At 41.6% G+C, this 15,338-nt stretch carries 12 protein-coding genes; 8 read left to right on the top strand and 4 right to left on the bottom strand.

From position 1 onward, the window contains the following. Positions 1 to 109: 109 nt before the first annotated feature. Complete coding sequence (locus J7I96_RS03835; protein ID WP_098864169.1) at positions 110 to 316, bottom strand: spore germination protein GerPB; 207 nt, start codon at positions 314 to 316, stop codon at positions 110 to 112. A 21-nt stretch (positions 317 to 337) separates the two neighbouring features. Further along, on the bottom strand, positions 338 to 559 hold the full coding sequence (locus J7I96_RS03830) for a spore germination protein (protein ID WP_063592643.1): 222 nt from the start codon (positions 557 to 559) through the stop codon (positions 338 to 340). A 224-nt stretch (positions 560 to 783) separates the two neighbouring features. Here J7I96_RS03830 and J7I96_RS03825 point away from each other — a divergent pair, with 224 nt between their 5' ends. The 4 genes from J7I96_RS03825 (at position 784) to J7I96_RS03810 (ending at position 5,651) form a co-directional block, all read left to right on the top strand. After that, the gene (locus J7I96_RS03825) at positions 784 to 2,376 is read left to right on the top strand and encodes a long-chain-fatty-acid--CoA ligase (RefSeq protein ID WP_214769323.1); all 1,593 of its coding nucleotides are present in this window, start codon (positions 784 to 786) and stop codon (positions 2,374 to 2,376) included. A 303-nt stretch (positions 2,377 to 2,679) separates the two neighbouring features. After that, positions 2,680 to 3,954: an MFS transporter gene (locus tag J7I96_RS03820; protein WP_214925535.1), complete on the top strand. Its 1,275-nt coding sequence runs from the start codon at positions 2,680 to 2,682 to the stop codon at positions 3,952 to 3,954. Between the two features lie 40 nt (positions 3,955 to 3,994). Then, entirely contained in the window at positions 3,995 to 5,176 is a 1,182-nt protein-coding gene (locus tag J7I96_RS03815; RefSeq protein WP_214769319.1) for a DUF418 domain-containing protein, read from the top strand. Between the two features lie 133 nt (positions 5,177 to 5,309). Beyond that, positions 5,310 to 5,651 (top strand): YisL family protein, encoded by a 342-nt coding sequence (locus tag J7I96_RS03810; RefSeq protein ID WP_048686864.1) that lies wholly within the window; start codon positions 5,310 to 5,312, stop codon positions 5,649 to 5,651. Between the two features lie 57 nt (positions 5,652 to 5,708). On the opposite strand, the gene J7I96_RS03805 is transcribed toward J7I96_RS03810, so the two are convergent. Continuing rightward, positions 5,709 to 6,275, bottom strand: coding sequence for a DUF2777 domain-containing protein (locus J7I96_RS03805; protein WP_214769316.1), 567 nt, complete (start codon positions 6,273 to 6,275; stop codon positions 5,709 to 5,711). A 284-nt stretch (positions 6,276 to 6,559) separates the two neighbouring features. Between J7I96_RS03805 and asnB the strand changes: the two genes are divergently transcribed. Beyond that, a complete protein-coding gene (gene asnB, locus J7I96_RS03800) occupies positions 6,560 to 8,407 on the top strand; it encodes an asparagine synthase (glutamine-hydrolyzing) (protein WP_063596487.1) in 1,848 nt (615 codons plus the stop codon). A 44-nt stretch (positions 8,408 to 8,451) separates the two neighbouring features. Here the strand turns inward: asnB and J7I96_RS03795 are convergent, their stop codons facing one another. Then, entirely contained in the window at positions 8,452 to 10,203 is a 1,752-nt protein-coding gene (locus J7I96_RS03795; protein WP_214769314.1) for a glycoside hydrolase family 13 protein, read from the bottom strand. A 360-nt stretch (positions 10,204 to 10,563) separates the two neighbouring features. Here J7I96_RS03795 and J7I96_RS03790 point away from each other — a divergent pair, with 360 nt between their 5' ends. The 3 genes from J7I96_RS03790 (at position 10,564) to J7I96_RS03780 (ending at position 15,235) form a co-directional block, all read left to right on the top strand. After that, complete coding sequence (locus J7I96_RS03790; protein WP_214769311.1) at positions 10,564 to 11,820, top strand: extracellular solute-binding protein; 1,257 nt, start codon at positions 10,564 to 10,566, stop codon at positions 11,818 to 11,820. A gap of 150 nt (positions 11,821 to 11,970) precedes the next feature. Beyond that, the gene (locus J7I96_RS03785; protein WP_214769308.1) at positions 11,971 to 13,506 is read left to right on the top strand and encodes an alpha-amylase family glycosyl hydrolase; all 1,536 of its coding nucleotides are present in this window, start codon (positions 11,971 to 11,973) and stop codon (positions 13,504 to 13,506) included. A gap of 79 nt (positions 13,507 to 13,585) precedes the next feature. Beyond that, positions 13,586 to 15,235, top strand: coding sequence for a glycoside hydrolase family 13 protein (locus J7I96_RS03780; RefSeq protein ID WP_214769304.1), 1,650 nt, complete (start codon positions 13,586 to 13,588; stop codon positions 15,233 to 15,235). Positions 15,236 to 15,338: the final 103 nt, after the last annotated feature.

The raw sequence follows: 15,338 nt of genomic DNA, 5'->3' as shown, positions 1-15,338 counted from the left end.
GAATATGAATATAGATCCTGATTCACGATTCAACACCTCACCTTCACAGTAAGTTAATTTCATATATGACAGTATATGAAAAAGTTGGATGTAGGTGAATGCCTATGAACTAGGAGGATGTAAATGGGACGAAACTGGGTAATGGGGTTACATCAGCTTCAATTTGGGGAGCAGGCCCTGTGAATCCACCGGTATTGGCTAATGTCGAATATGGTTTAATCACTCCGGCACTTCCTATTTGAAAAACGGATGAATTGGCGATGCTTTCAATTTTTATCATATTGATTTGTATGGTCTGGTGAATATTGAAGATCATGCTGACTCCTTTCTTAAAACATTAGAGATTTAGGACCAGTGGCTGATCGACACCATCAGTATCATTTGTATTCGTGGTGCTATAGGCATTATAGAGGGATATGGATTCACCTGTATTGAAAGAGCCAGCACCTGCAAACGTTTTTGAGGTTGAATATGGATTAATTTTAAAGACGTCACCAATATGGACAATTCCACTGCTACCGACGTTGATGACTTGAACGATTCCTACGATGGCCGGCAAGAAGATCACCCTTTTTTTATTCAGGTTTTCCCCATGAATCTCAGGCCATGAGCCTATCACTGATGGGGGTTTCACTGTATTGTATGTTGACTCAAGATTGATGTGATTCATCTGCCTATTAATATATTGTTATATAACAACGGTTGGTATTATTGGAATCTTGGTAACAGATATGGTAATATAATGATAATTCAGAACTTTCAAATGAAGATAGAGGTGAGGAAATGAATGTACCATTAGTATTATCGCATTTCTTAGATCGAGCAGCCCTACTATATGGAGATAAGAAAGCCATCATTGGAGATGACAAGGTTTTAACATACTCAGAGCTGAATGGCCGTGTAAACCAGCTTTCAAATGGTTTAAGGGATATCGGTGTCAAAAAGGGTGATAAGGTGGCATATTTGGCACCTAACTCAATTGAAATGCTTGAAGGCTTTTATGGGGTATTTCAACTTGGGGCAGTAATCGTTCCCTTGAATATCCGTTTGAAGCCTGCAGAATATGTTTTCATTTTGAACCATAGCGAGTCCAAGGTCCTTTTCGTAGATCAGGAATTGTATCATCTAATTTCCCCTGTCAAGGACGAACTTAAATCGGTGGAGCACATAATCGTTCATTATAAGGATGAGGAGATAAATGAAACCGATTACAACCATTGGCTGGAACGTTATGATAACAAGTGTTTTAACCGGGAGTCAGTGGATGAAAATGATGTTTCGAGCCTTCTTTATACTAGCGGGACCACAGGAAATCCCAAAGGGGTGATGCTGACTCACCGCAATAACTATTTACATGCCTTGGGTGCTATGCATCATTTCAGGGTCAATGACCGCGATACATATTTGCACGTACTGCCGATGTTCCACGTGAATGGGTGGGGGGCGCCATTTTATTATACGGCAAATGGTGCCACTCAAGTTTGTTTGAGGAAAACCAGCCCAGAAATGATATTTAATGCACTGCAAAAGCATAAGGTTTCCATCATGCATATGGCACCGACGGTTCTGAATTCACTGTTCCAATATTATGAACGGAATGTTCAGAATATCGAGCAGGATATCCGAATCGTCGTTGCGGGCTCCGCTCCGCCTCCTGCATTCGTTACAAGGGTGGAAAAAGAATTAGGCTGGGAGTTCATTCAAATTTACGGAATGACGGAATCAACACCTGTCAGTCTGATATCGCTGATTCGTTCTGAATTCGATGATCTTCCGGAAAAAGAAAAATACAGAATGAAGGCGAAAGCCGGATATCCCATCATAGGCAGTGAGGTAAAGGTTATCCATGACGATGGTGAGGAAGTTGCCCATGATGGCGTGGATATCGGCGAGCTTATCGTCCGCAGCCATGGAGTGATGTTAGGTTATTGGAAAAATGAAGAAGCGACCAGCCAGACACTGATAAATGGATGGCTGCATACAGGGGATATGGCCACAATCGATGAAAACGGGAATGTGGATATAGTAGACCGCAAAAAGGATATAATCATTAGTGGCGGAGAAAATATCTCTTCAATAGAAGTGGAAGGAATACTCTACGAACATCCGGACATTCTTGAAGCGGCGGTCATTGCCGTTCCGCATGAAAAGTGGGGAGAGACACCGCATGCCTTCATCGTGCCAAAAATGGGCGTGGAATTAACGGAGGATGATATAAAGGCCTTCACACGGGAAAAATTAGCTCATTTTAAATCAGTTACCAGTGTGTCGTTCGTCGATGAGCTTCCAAAAACGGCATCGGGGAAAATACAAAAAATCCATCTCCGTAATGATTATTGGGAATCTAAGGGGAAAACAGGCAGATTCGTTAATTGAAGCTCGCTAACGTTGTTCAGAAATGATCAGCGTTTTTTTTTTGTTGCCGTTTAAATTCGGTTTCATATTAAGCTATGCAGATACCGATCCTGATGAAATGAAGATTGAGGTGGACACTGATATGTAAGCCGCTAACTCATGCCATTGTTGGATAAGGGAAGGTCAATCAGGAACACTGGAATTTTTTTGAAATAAAGCTTCTTGTTTAACGATAAAGTGTTACTATTATAAAATATTTCAAATTATTATAATTTTCTTTTTTCATTATGTTGATTTTAACAGTTTGGATTGTGGGGGAGAGCATTGAAACGTATTCATTATAGCTGGGTTATTTTAATCATAACATTCTTCTCGATTATTGTAGCCGGAATCGTCAGGTCATCATCGGGAGTATTCATCGTACCATTTGAAAATGAGTTCGGGTGGGACCGGTCCGTCATTTCTTTAGCCTTTGCCATAAGTCTTTTTCTTTATGGATTATCGGGTCCATTCATGGCAGCCCTAATTGAAGTGCTTGGATTGAAGAAGATGATGGTATTGGCCATGTCAACTTTATTGGCAGGGATTCTCCTCACTTTTTTCATGCAGCATGAGTGGCAGCTCATTTTAATTTGGGGAATTATCATTGGATTGGGTTCTGGGGTGTTTTTAACGGTATTGAGTCCATATGTGGCAAATCGTTGGTTCGAGAAGAGGCGGGGGCTGGCGGTCGGGATACTGACGGCAAGTACGGCCACGGGCCAGCTCATTTTACTTCCGGTTTTAGCCATCATCAATGAGAGTTATTCGTGGAGATGGGCGATTGGATTAATTTTGGTCCTTAGCTTGATCATGCTGGCAATCATCCTTTTATTCATGAAAAATAATCCGAAGGAAGTCGGGACTCTTCCATATGGATTGGAAGAGGAAATGCAGGAGGCTGTTACAGTCCAAAATAAGAACCCCATCGCCATGGCTTTTCAGTCGTTGATTGAAGCAGTGAGAGTGAAGGAATTCTGGTTATTGGCAGGTAGCTTTTTTATATGCGGACTTTCAACGAGTGGATTGATCGGGACACATTTCATTTCTTACTGCATTAGTTTTGGTTTACCGGTTGTGACGGCAGCATCTCTGCTATCTTTCATGGGAATCTTTGATTTGATTGGTACGACTGTATCCGGATGGCTATCAGATCGTTTTGATAACCGGTGGCTGTTGTTTTGGTATTACGCTCTAAGGGGTGCTTCCCTCGTATTACTTCCTTTTGCATTAAATGAAGGTTCTATCGGTCTATTGATAATCTTTTCCGTTTTCTATGGGTTGGATTGGATAGCGACCGTTCCTCCGACCATAAGCATTTCAAGGCAAGTATTTGGCATGGAGAAAAGCGGGATCGTATACGGGTGGATATTCGCGGCCCATCAGGTGGGTGCAGCAGTGGCGGCGTACGGTGGAGGGCTTATCTTCAAAATATTCAACTCCTATACATGGGCATTTTTCCTTGCAGGAATCTTTTGCTTGTTGGGCAGCTTGTTTGTCATACTGATAAAAAAGCAAAAAGCGGTCACGAAAGTTAAAGGTGATGCAATGGAGATATAGAAAAGATGTTAAATCTGTATGAATGAAAGAGGGTGTACCTATGAAGGGCGCGATGGTACCATTGCAGGAAAGTAAACGGATCGTAAGCATCGATATTTTACGTGGCTTAGCCATTTTAGGGATTTTTTTAGTGAATATGCCTTCTTTCCACTCCCCGCTCTTGTACATAGATGGTGCCGAGCGGTGGGCAGGAGGATGGGATGGTATTTTGTACAGATTCAGCGATATAGTCGCACAGGCCAGCTTCTATCCGTTATTTGCCTTTCTGTTCGGTTTCGGGGCAATCATTTTGGCAGTAAGGAGTGAAGAAAAGGGTATTTCATTTCCGTTACTATATATGAAAAGGCTAAGTTTCCTGCTGATACTGGGCTGTATTCATGCTTTCTTCATCTGGCATGGGGACATCCTCATTAATTATGCTGTATTTGGGTTTGCACTTTTGTTTTTTTATAAGATGAAGGGCCGGAATTTAATTCTGCTTGGCTCGGTTTGTTATGTCCTGCCTTTTGCGATATTGGGTTCTCTATTTCTTATAATGGGCATTTTTGATAGGGAAGGGATGGCGATCACGACTGATTCGGCGATGATGAAACAGTCTTTGGAAGTTTATCAATCTGGTACATTTCCGGAACTGATGAGTCAAAGGGCGTTGGATTGGTATATGGTGAACAACCCTTTTAATGCCATTATCCTTTTTTTATCGATTTTTCCGTTTTTTTTAATGGGAGCAGGCGTGGCAAAACAAGGCTTTCTCCAAAATCCAACCCAATATAATCGACAATTGAAAGCGATATCGATCGTAAGCTTGCTATTGGGCATGTCAATCAAGATGCTGCCATATGTGACGGTATACCATTTTGGAACGATATTCGTCCAGGATTATTTGGGAGGACCGTTACTTACGATTTTTTATATCACGGCAATCACGATTTTGGCGGAACGTGCTGGGGCTTCCCGCCTGTTACATCCGCTTTCGTATATCGGAAGGATGTCGATGAGCAATTACTTGTTCCAATCGATGGTATGTACGGGCATTTTTTATTCATATGGCCTTGGTTTATATGGATCAGTCTCATATACGACAGGATTTGTTTTTCTAATAGCGCTGTTTTGTCTGCAAACCCTGCTTTCCTTATTGTGGATGGGTCTGTATAAATATGGACCGGTTGAATATATATGGCGTTTTTTTACGTATGGTAAAAAGCCGGTCATGCGCAGGTAGGGACCCGTTAAGGAGAAATGTAAATGATGTTCATTAAATTGTTGGTTTTACCCATTCAGGTGGATACTTAGTTTTGTTTTTTTGTAAAAGCCTATGATATGATGAAATGGAAACTGAACGAGGGGGCAAAAAAATGACACATATGCATATTACAGCTTGGGTTATCGGAATCATTCTTTTCTTTGTCACATATTCGATGCTTAAAGGTGCAAACCCGAAAGCGAAAATGCTACATATGATAACACGGTTGTTCTATCTATTGATTTTCCTTACTGGCGGCATGCTGATCACTGATTTTGGTGCCTATGCAGTAAAAATGATTGTTGGTATCATCGTGATTGCGGCGATGGAAATGGTGCTGGTCCGTACGAAAAAAAGAAAAAGCACAGGTGCCATGTGGATATTGTTCATCGTAGCGCTTGTATTCGTCCTTTATTTAGGACTTTCACTGCCACAAGGAATGGACTTTTTTTAATACAGAATTAAAGACGGGTAAATGAGGAAATCTCATTTACCCGTTTTCTTTTACCCGTTATTGTGAATTCACTTTCTCAATGACGATCCTTTTTCCGGTGTTCAGGGTGAATTCAAAACGGTCATGATCCTTTTTCCCGTAAGAAAAATGGTGCTGAACGAGACAAATTTGGCTCTCGTTATCAAAGGTGAAGAAATTCACGCCGGACTGGTTTGGGACGGCCCTTAAAAAAGTGAGCTGGTTATAGCTATATATACAATCATAAATAGAAAAATCAAGTGAATTCAATGTCGTTACAAATTGGAAAAAGGAATCATCGTTCAATTCTTCCAATAAACGTTCAAAAGAGTAGAGCAGTTTTTTGCGTATCCGAATGGGCTCATTTTCCCTTAAGAAGGTGATTTCCCGATGAAGCAGGATCTTTCCCTCTTCTTCAATTACTCCTTGCTGCCAGCGCCCGCCCCTGTACACTTCGATGATGGTGTCAACGTGGTCTTCAATGGAGCAGGCCTCATCTGTTTCATCATCGAAAAAAATCCATTGTTGATTGATATTTTCCACTGTTCCTTCGGTAAAAGCTCTTGTTTGCCTATTCATTAACTTAGTTCGTTGTTGCTGACTCATACATATACCTCCAATAGTGGAATCCTCACCTACTTTTTAGTCAAAATCCAATGAAAATATAACTGTATATTTTAAAATATTATGGACAAATAACCATCTTTCCGTCTTTGCATAGGCTATGTTTAACACGGGATGCTTTGCTCAACAATTCATTAACGACGCCAGGCGTTGTTGGCAGGTGGCCCTATGGAATGATGCTGAGCGATACTTAGGGACTGTAAATCTTTTTAAGACAGGGAGCCAATATATTTTTGATAGTCCGGATAGAGAGGATGAAGTGTAAAATGTGTGGGATAACAGGCTGGGTGCATTTTCAAAAAGATTTACGGACAAAAACGAAAACGCTGGAAAACATGACAAAAACGTTGGCAAAGCGGGGGCCTGACGAAGATAATGTTTGGAGCGAAGCCCATGTTGCCTTTGGTCATAAACGGTTAACGGTTGTCGATGCGGAAGGCGGAAAACAGCCGATGACGAAAAATCAAGAAAACGGCAGATATACGCTTTGTTATAATGGTGAGCTATATAACACCGAGGATATTCGTAAACAGCTATTATTAAAAGGATATTCCTTTAACGGTCATTCTGATACAGAAGTTTTGCTAACTTCTTATATAGAATGGAAAGAAAAATGCATTGACTTGTTCAATGGTATTTTTGCGTTTGCGATTTGGGATGAAAAGGAACAGAAATTATTCGTCGGAAGAGATCGCATGGGGGTAAAACCATTCTTTTATGCGGAAAGGGACGGCGGGTTCATTTTCGGATCGGAGCTGAAGGCGATTCTGGCCCATCCGGATGTTAAAACGGAGATTGACCGCGAAGGGTTGTCTGAAGTTTTTGGTGTTGGTCCATCCCGGAAGCCAGGTTCAGGCGTATTTCATAATATCCAAGAATTAAGGCCTGCCCATGCGCTTACTTTATCAAGGAAAGGCCTCCGGATTTGGAGATATTGGAATGTGAAAAGCGAAGAACATCGGGATACTCTTGATGAGACGGCCGAGAAGGTTCGCTTCCTTGTCGAAGATGCAGTGACGCGGCAACTTGTATCTGATGTTCCGCTTTGTACCTTCTTATCAGGAGGGCTTGACTCTAGCGCAATTACGGCCATTGCTGCAAATGCCTATCAAAAAGAAGGGAAAGGCCAGCTTCATACGTATTCCATTGATTATGAGGATAATGAGCGTTATTTCAAGGCAAATGATTTCCAGCCAAACTCCGATGGGTATTGGATTAAAAAGATGTCGGATAGTTTTAACACGGTTCACCATTCATCGGTCATCTCTCAAGAGCAGTTGACAAATTATTTAACGGAAGCTGTCCTTGTAAGGGATCTCCCAGGCATGGCGGATGTCGATTCTTCTTTACTTTGGTTTTGTAAGGAAATCAAGCGGGATTTTGTCGTAGGCCTCTCCGGCGAATGTGCGGACGAAATTTTTGGAGGTTATCCTTGGTTTCACCGTGAGGATGATTTGAATCGTGCTGGTTTTCCATGGATGAGATCGACGGATGAGCGGGTATCTTTATTGAAAACGGGATGGCGCGAGAAATTGAAGCTGGAGGAATATGCCCAGGAAGCTTATTTGGCCACCCTTGCCGAAACGCCTAAATTGGAAGGGGAGAGCGGTATAGCGGCAAAGCGGAGAGAGCTTTTCTATGTGAATTTATTATGGTTCATGACGACGCTCCTTGACCGGAAGGACCGGATGAGTATGGGGGCAAGTCTAGAGGTGCGCGTGCCATTTGCCGATCATCGTCTTGTTGAATATGCATGGAACATTCCGTGGGAAATGAAAATGGAAGGCAACCGTGAAAAGGGTATTCTCAGGAAGGCTTTGGAGGGGCTATTACCGGATGAAGTATTGTATCGTAAAAAAAGTCCATATCCAAAAACCCATAACCCTATATATACAGACCGTGTGCAGGCGTGGTTGAAAGACTTACTGACGGATAAAAATTCGATCCTGCATGAATTTTTCGATAAACAGAAGCTAACCGATATAGTGGACTCCAAGGGTGCGGCTTTTAAAGTGCCATGGTTCGGTCAATTGATGTCAGGGCCACAATTGCTCGCGCATTTGGCACAGACCCATGTATGGTTCAAAGAATATGATATTCAAATAATCGAGTGAAAAAAACGGGGCGGATGATTATCAGCGCCCCGTTTTCATTTGCCTCAATGATTGATTGCGAGAATTTTATATTGATAACCACCCAATTCGAATTTGCCAACTTGTGTGGTTTCCTTCGTTCTTAAATCCGTTAGTGTACGTCCTTTCAAATCAACAGGAAGGGTAAAGGATTGCTTGACATCGGTCGGATTGATGAGGATCACGACAGACCGTTTTTCATTATACTTTTGGTAGGCCACGATATTTTCGTTTCCGGCAGTATCTAGGAATTTGAACTCCCCGTCATTGGCAAGTAACCGTTCTTCTTTTCGCAAGGAGATCAATGCCTTAATTTCATTGAGTAGCTCGGTGTTTTGTTTTTCTTCTTCCCAGACCATGCATTTTCGGCATCCTGGATCCATGCCGCCGGTTAAGCCGATTTCATCTCCATAATAAATACAAGGGCTGCCATTGAATGTCAGCAAGATTGCGTGAATGAGCTTGGCTCTAGCTAAATCTTCCCCGCAATCCGTGAAAATCCGCGGTGTATCATGGCTTCCAAGAAGGTTGAATGTCACGTCAAAAACATTGGTTGGATAACTGTGATAGATGGCTGTCATTTCATCAGTGAACTCGCGTGCATTGATGGTTTGTGAGGCGACCAGGCGAAAGACCTGGTTGGTGAAAGGGTAATTCATGACGGCATCGAACTGATCGCCGCGAAGCCAAGGCATGGAGTCATGCCAAATTTCCCCAAGGATATAAAGGTCAGGCTTTATATTTTTCACCGTTGTTCGAAATTCACGCCAGAATGGCTGATCGACTTCATTTGCCACATCGAGCCGCCAGGCGTCTATATCGAACTCCTTGATCCAATAAGTCGAGACTTCGAGCAGATATTCTTTCACCTCCGGATTTGCCGTATTCAATTTTGGCATCGATTCAAAAAAACCGAATGTTTCATAATTGGGCCTTTCCCCTCCCTTAAGAGGGAAGCTGTGTGGGTGGAACCAATCCTTATATTTCGATTTCTCCCCTTTTTCGAGTAAATCCTGGAAAGGGGGAAAATAGTAGCCGCTATGGTTAAAAACGGCATCCAGCATGACCCGTATATTCCGTTTATGGCATTCGGCTATTAGTGTTTTCAATGTTTCCTTCGTTCCGAATTGCGGGTCGATACTCCGATAATCAATCGTATCGTATTTATGATTGGAGTAGGCATGGAAGATTGGTGTGAAATAAATTCCGTTGATGCCGAGATTCTCAAGGTAATCCAAATGTTCAATGATTCCTTCGAAGTCCCCGCCAAAAAAATTATCCACCGCCGGGTCTTCACTTCCCCAGGGTTTCACACCTTCGGGGTCGTTGGCGGGGTTTCCGTTCGCGAATCTTTCAGGGAAAATTTGGTACCAAATTGTATCTTTGACCCATTCCGGTGCCCCGAAAACTTCATTTTGATGGAGATAGGGAATCGCGAAATAGCATCCGGGATCTCGGGGAGGCTCTTTGAAGAAGCCCTTTTCCGTGTAAATGGAGCATTCTTCTTCTGCCGATACCTTGAACCCATATCGAATTCTTCGGTAGGGAGGCTTCACATAGATATGCCAATAATCATAACGGGTATCGCTGCCCGACAGACTCATGGGAAGTTCCTCGTACTGCCATTGACCATTATTTGAAATGTAAGGATCCCCAAAAATCAATCCAACTGAGGAGATATCTTGTTTTTTCGTACGTAGGCGGATATGTAGGGTTTCAGTGTTGATAGGATAGCCGTAATTGTCATTAGGTCTATGGTGTATGGATGAAAATTCCATGAAAACCACTCCGATTCTATAAGTTTTGGGGCTGTGAAAAAGGAAACTTCCGGCTGTTACGAGGAGGGTCTCTATGAAGTGTACTAAGCCAGGTTAAGTGCTTTTTCATTATGGTTATATACCCAATTTCAATTGAAAGAAGCACTTATTAACTAAAAAATAACAAAAATTGTTCATCACTACAAGGAAATAAATACGCCAAGGAAAATGTTGTAAAAATCAAAGCCGTTCATATAATGATAACAATAGCTTTGGTATCGCTTTCATCAATTGGCTTTATTTGAAGTACTGAACTGAAAAACAGTATTATTTGGTGCTTTTGGACATGATAGAATAAACATTGCAAAAAGGAGAATGAAAGTGAAGAAGCTGATTTTTCATTTGTTCATGTCCATATTATTGATTGTTAGTGTAAGTGCTTGCGGATCCAGTTCAGATTTAGAAAATAAAAATAAAGCAGTGAAAGAAGATAAGAAAAGAGAAGACGAAGCCAGCAATGAAGCGAAGCCGGAAAAATTGATCATTTGGGAGGAAGAAGGTAAAGCGGAGGCACTAAAGCCGGTGATTGAAGCCTTTGAAAAAGAATATGGAATCAAAGTTGAGCATGAAGAGCTTGAAATGGCTACCGGGATGTATGAACGACTTCGTCGAGATGGGCCAATCGGAAATGGAAAGGCACCGGATGTCGTAACTTTTCCCCATGAAAAAGTCGGGCAAATCGTGAAGGAAGGCTTAATTCAGGAAGTGAAGGTGAAAGATGAGGTATTGGATGCATTCATTGAACCTTCAATTAGGGGGGAGATGTATCAAGATAAGGTTTTTGGATTGCCAAAGTCCGTAACAACCTCCGTCTTCATTTATAATAAAAAATTGATGGCTAAGGCTCCTGAGACGATGAATGACCTTTATAAAATGGCGAAGGAATTAAGAAAGCGTAACGTGCATGGTTACTATGCCAAGTGGAATGATTTCCATGATTCGTATGGAGTAATGGCTGGAATGGGAGGTTATATATTTAAAGATAAGAATGGAAAGTTAGACCCTTCCGACATTGGTTTGAATAATAAGGGTTCCATAAAAGGGGCTGCGTACATCCAAAAATGGTATAGGGCGGGTTTGATTCCTAAAGGCAGCAAGGCAGGAATCGAGAAGTTGTTTTTACAAGGTGAATTGGCTTCTATCATGAGTGACGGGAACCCATTTACCGAGCGAAAGGATACAGGATTTGCCCCCATGCCGGAATTGTCCAATGGTCAGCCAATGAAAACGTTCATGGAAATCAAAGGCTGGCATGTAACAGCATTTACAAAACACCCTTATTGGTCTACGAAGTTAGTTGAATATTTGACTAATGATGATAATGCAATGAAGCGTTTTGATTTGACAGGGGAAATCCCACCTAATAAATCGATTAAACATAATGCCGCAATCAAAGAAAATGAAAGGGCACAAGCCTTAAGCATACAATTACAATACGCTGAACCAGTGCCGAATATTCCGGAAATGAATAAAGTATGGGGACCGATGAATTCAGCCATGGATGAAATGACCACTCAAAAGGCAAGACCAAAAAGGGCTTTGGATAAAGCGGTCAAGAAGATAAAAAAAGAACGTTAACCGTGTTCGGCTCTTTTCCAATTCAGTAACCATAACCGGAATCCCCAGTTTGTCCCTTAAGTGTAAAGTTTTTTATAAATTGGATTTGACGTTAAGGGGTCAAAAGGCTAATCTTAAAGGCGTAAAGAGATAGCTAGGAGGAGAACGGATATGAGAAAAAGAGCGTTATCACTCGCTTTAATTCCGTTGCTTCTTTTTTACGCCATTCCAGTAGGAGCAGCTGAAAAAGAACAACGAACTTGGAAGGATGAAATCGTATATTCATTATTGGTCGACAGATTTTTCGATGGGGATACCCAAAATAATGGAGATGCGAACGTGAATGACCCTTCCGCGTTTAATGGCGGGGATTTCGAAGGTGTCACGAAGAAACTGAATTATTTAAAAGATATGGGCTATACCGCTATCATCCTTTCACCGATTTTCGCTAATGATGCAAATGGCTATCATGGCGATTGGGTGGCCGATTTTTATAAAACGGATAAACACTATGGGACATTGGAAGAGTTTAAAAAACTCGTGAATGAGGCACATAAACGCGATATGAAGGTGATCATTGATTTTCAAGCAAATAATGTGGGCCCTGACTCCGCTTGGCTGAACGATCCAAAAAAACAAGATTGGTTCCATGAAGAAAAAAAGATTTCCAAGGACGGTAGCCAAAAGGATTTGGAAACAGGGTGGGTTAATGGTCTTCCCGATTTGAATCAAGATAATGATGAAACACGGAAATATTTACTTGATGCAGCCAAATGGTGGATAACGGAAACCGATATTGATGGATACCGTATAAATAAAGTCCAATACGTAGCAAAAGATTTTTGGAAGGAATTTGTGGATGCAGTCAAATCTGAAAAATCAAATTTCTATACAATCGGCGATGTTCAAGGTGATGCGGAATTGATCTCAAGCTACAAGGAGACGGGTATCGATGCTTTTATGGCTTATCCGCAGAATGCTGAGCTGCGTGAAGCATTTGCTGCGCCCGATAAGGAATTGAAACCTGTATTTAATGCGTTTGCGAAAAGCGAAGATGAATTAGGGCGCAATGCCCATCAAGCATTGTTCATGGACACACAGGGAATGCCCCGTTTTACAAAGGATGCAGCCGATCATAACGAAAATCCAGGCTCCAGATGGAGAATGGCTCTGTCGTATCTGTATACGATGCCAGGGGTGCCTATCGTATTTTATGGATCGGAAATTGCCTTAAATGGCGATATTGCCCCGGATAATCACAAGTTGATGAATTTTAAGACAGAACAGGAATTGGTGGAATATATAACGAAGCTTTCTGATCTCAGAGACATGTACCCAGCATTGGTAAAAGGGGATATGGAGCTTTTATATGAAAAAGGTGGAGCTTCGGTATTCAAGCGTGTATATGGTGATGAAACGATCGTCGTCGCCATGAACAATACGACTGAAACTCAAACGATAAACCTTTCTGATAAGGAACTTGAAAGTAATAAAGAGTTGAGAGGTATGCTGAATGGGGATCTGGTCCGCAGTAAGGACAACAGTTACTCTATAGTGATCGATAGGGAGACGACAGAAATCTATACGCTGTCACCTAAGTCGATTATTAATATTCCTTACCTGTTAGTCATAGGATTGGTTCTTCTCATTTTTGGTATATTCATTGCTTTGGTTATTAAACGTTCAAAACGGAATCAACCAAAATAATCATATACCTCTCGATTGTCGGTAGCCGCCAAACATTGTCCCTTAGGCTTTGTGGAAAACAGGATCGGGAGGTTACAGCATGAATAAGACCTGGTGGAAAGAAGCGGTTTGCTATCAAATTTACCCGCGCAGTTTCATGGATAGTAATGATGATGGAGTCGGAGACATAAAAGGTTTGATTTCAAAGCTCGACTATCTGCAGGAATTAGGGATTGATGTCATTTGGATTTGTCCTTTTTATAAATCGCCCAATGCGGATAATGGCTATGATATTAGTGATTATCAAGCAGTTTCCGATGAATTCGGTTCAATCGAAGATATTGATCTGTTATTGAAAGATGTTCACGGGCGTGGGATGAAGGTGATACTCGACCTTGTTTTGAATCATACAAGTGATGAGCACCCCTGGTTCGTCGAGTCACGTTCTTCCCGCGATAATCCGAAACGGGATTGGTATATTTGGAGGGATGGGCAGGACGGCCGTGAGCCTAATAATTGGGAAAGCATCTTTTCCGGAAGTGCCTGGAAATTCGATGAAAGGACCAATCAATACTATTTACATCTATTTGCCGAAAAGCAGCCAGACTTAAACTGGAAAAACACTGATGTGCGCAAGGCATTATATGAAATGGTCAATTGGTGGCTCGATAAGGGAATCGATGGCTTCCGGATTGATGCGATCACGCATATTCATAAACGTGAAGGCCTTCCGGATATGCCCAATCCTTATTGGCATCAGTATGTACCTGCGTTTGAAATGCATACCAATCAGGACGGGATTCTGGATTACCTTCAGGAGTTGAAAGAAGAGACTTTCTCTAAGTATGATATCATGACGGTCGGTGAGGCCAATGGCGTCAGGATAGAGCAGGCGGAAGAATGGGTCGGGGAATCGAATGGGAAGTTCAATATGATCTTTCAATTTGAACATCTTGGTCTATGGAATAGGGGACAGAATCACGCTGTTGATGTTCAAGGGTTAAAGCGAACGATGACCAAATGGCAAAAGGGGCTGAAAAACAAAGGATGGAATGCTTTGTTTTTTGAAAATCATGACCAGCCGAGAAGTGTATCCACCTGGGGAAATGATCATCAATATTGGTTGGAAAGCGCAAAGATGATAGGGGCCCTTTACTTTTTCATGCAAGGGACACCTTTTATTTATCAAGGTCAGGAAATTGGCATGACAAATGTCCAATTTGATTCGATTGATGATTATGATGATGTCGGAATGAAAAACTTTTATAGGATAGAGACCTCGAAAGGTCGGCCTCATGATGAGATCATGAACATTATATGGCATAGCGGCCGTGATAATTCACGAACACCAATGCAATGGAATGATCTTGAAAATGGCGGATTCACTCATGGAACCCCTTGGATGAGGATTAATCCAAATTATCGCGCGATTAATGTAGAACAGCAGAAAAATGACCCTTCATCCATTTATCATTTTTATAAAAAGATGATTGAACTTCGAAAAAAACATCAGGTCCTTGTTTATGGGGAATATGAGTTATTATGGGAAGATCACCCCGAACTTTATATTTATACAAGAACTATGAATGATAATTCAGTCATGGTAGTATGTAACTTTAGTATGAATCACCATCAAATCGACCTTTCCCATTGGGGAAAAATGGAGCTTTTGCTGGCTAATTATGAGGATTGTCCTGAGTTGCCCCTTATTGATTTACGTCCATATGAAACAAGGATTTATCGTTATTGATTCTAAGGACTTGATTGGAAATTAGCCTAAAACCTATGTAGTTAGTCGTCCGACTTCTTAATTTCCAATAGATCTGTCGTTTTTCAAGAAGCTGATCATCCAT

This window comes from Bacillus sp. ISL-78 (assembly GCF_018613455.1).
GTDB lineage: Bacteria > Bacillota > Bacilli > Bacillales > DSM-1321 > Peribacillus > Peribacillus frigoritolerans.
The sequence above is the reverse complement of the archived record's forward strand: the minus strand, read 5'-3'. Positions and strand labels throughout refer to the sequence as shown.

Coding starts and splice junctions, on each gene's coding strand:
- J7I96_RS03835 (WP_098864169.1), bottom strand. CDS start 316: ATGATCTTCAATATTCACCAGACCATACAAATCAATATGATAAAAATT.
- J7I96_RS03825 (WP_214769323.1), top strand. CDS start 784: ATGAATGTACCATTAGTATTATCGCATTTCTTAGATCGAGCAGCCCTA.
- J7I96_RS03815 (WP_214769319.1), top strand. CDS start 3,995: ATGAAGGGCGCGATGGTACCATTGCAGGAAAGTAAACGGATCGTAAGC.
- J7I96_RS03810 (WP_048686864.1), top strand. CDS start 5,310: ATGACACATATGCATATTACAGCTTGGGTTATCGGAATCATTCTTTTC.
- J7I96_RS03805 (WP_214769316.1), bottom strand. CDS start 6,275: ATGAGTCAGCAACAACGAACTAAGTTAATGAATAGGCAAACAAGAGCT.
- asnB (WP_063596487.1), top strand. CDS start 6,560: ATGTGTGGGATAACAGGCTGGGTGCATTTTCAAAAAGATTTACGGACA.
- J7I96_RS03795 (WP_214769314.1), bottom strand. CDS start 10,203: ATGGAATTTTCATCCATACACCATAGACCTAATGACAATTACGGCTAT.
- J7I96_RS03785 (WP_214769308.1), top strand. CDS start 11,971: ATGAGAAAAAGAGCGTTATCACTCGCTTTAATTCCGTTGCTTCTTTTT.
- J7I96_RS03780 (WP_214769304.1), top strand. CDS start 13,586: ATGAATAAGACCTGGTGGAAAGAAGCGGTTTGCTATCAAATTTACCCG.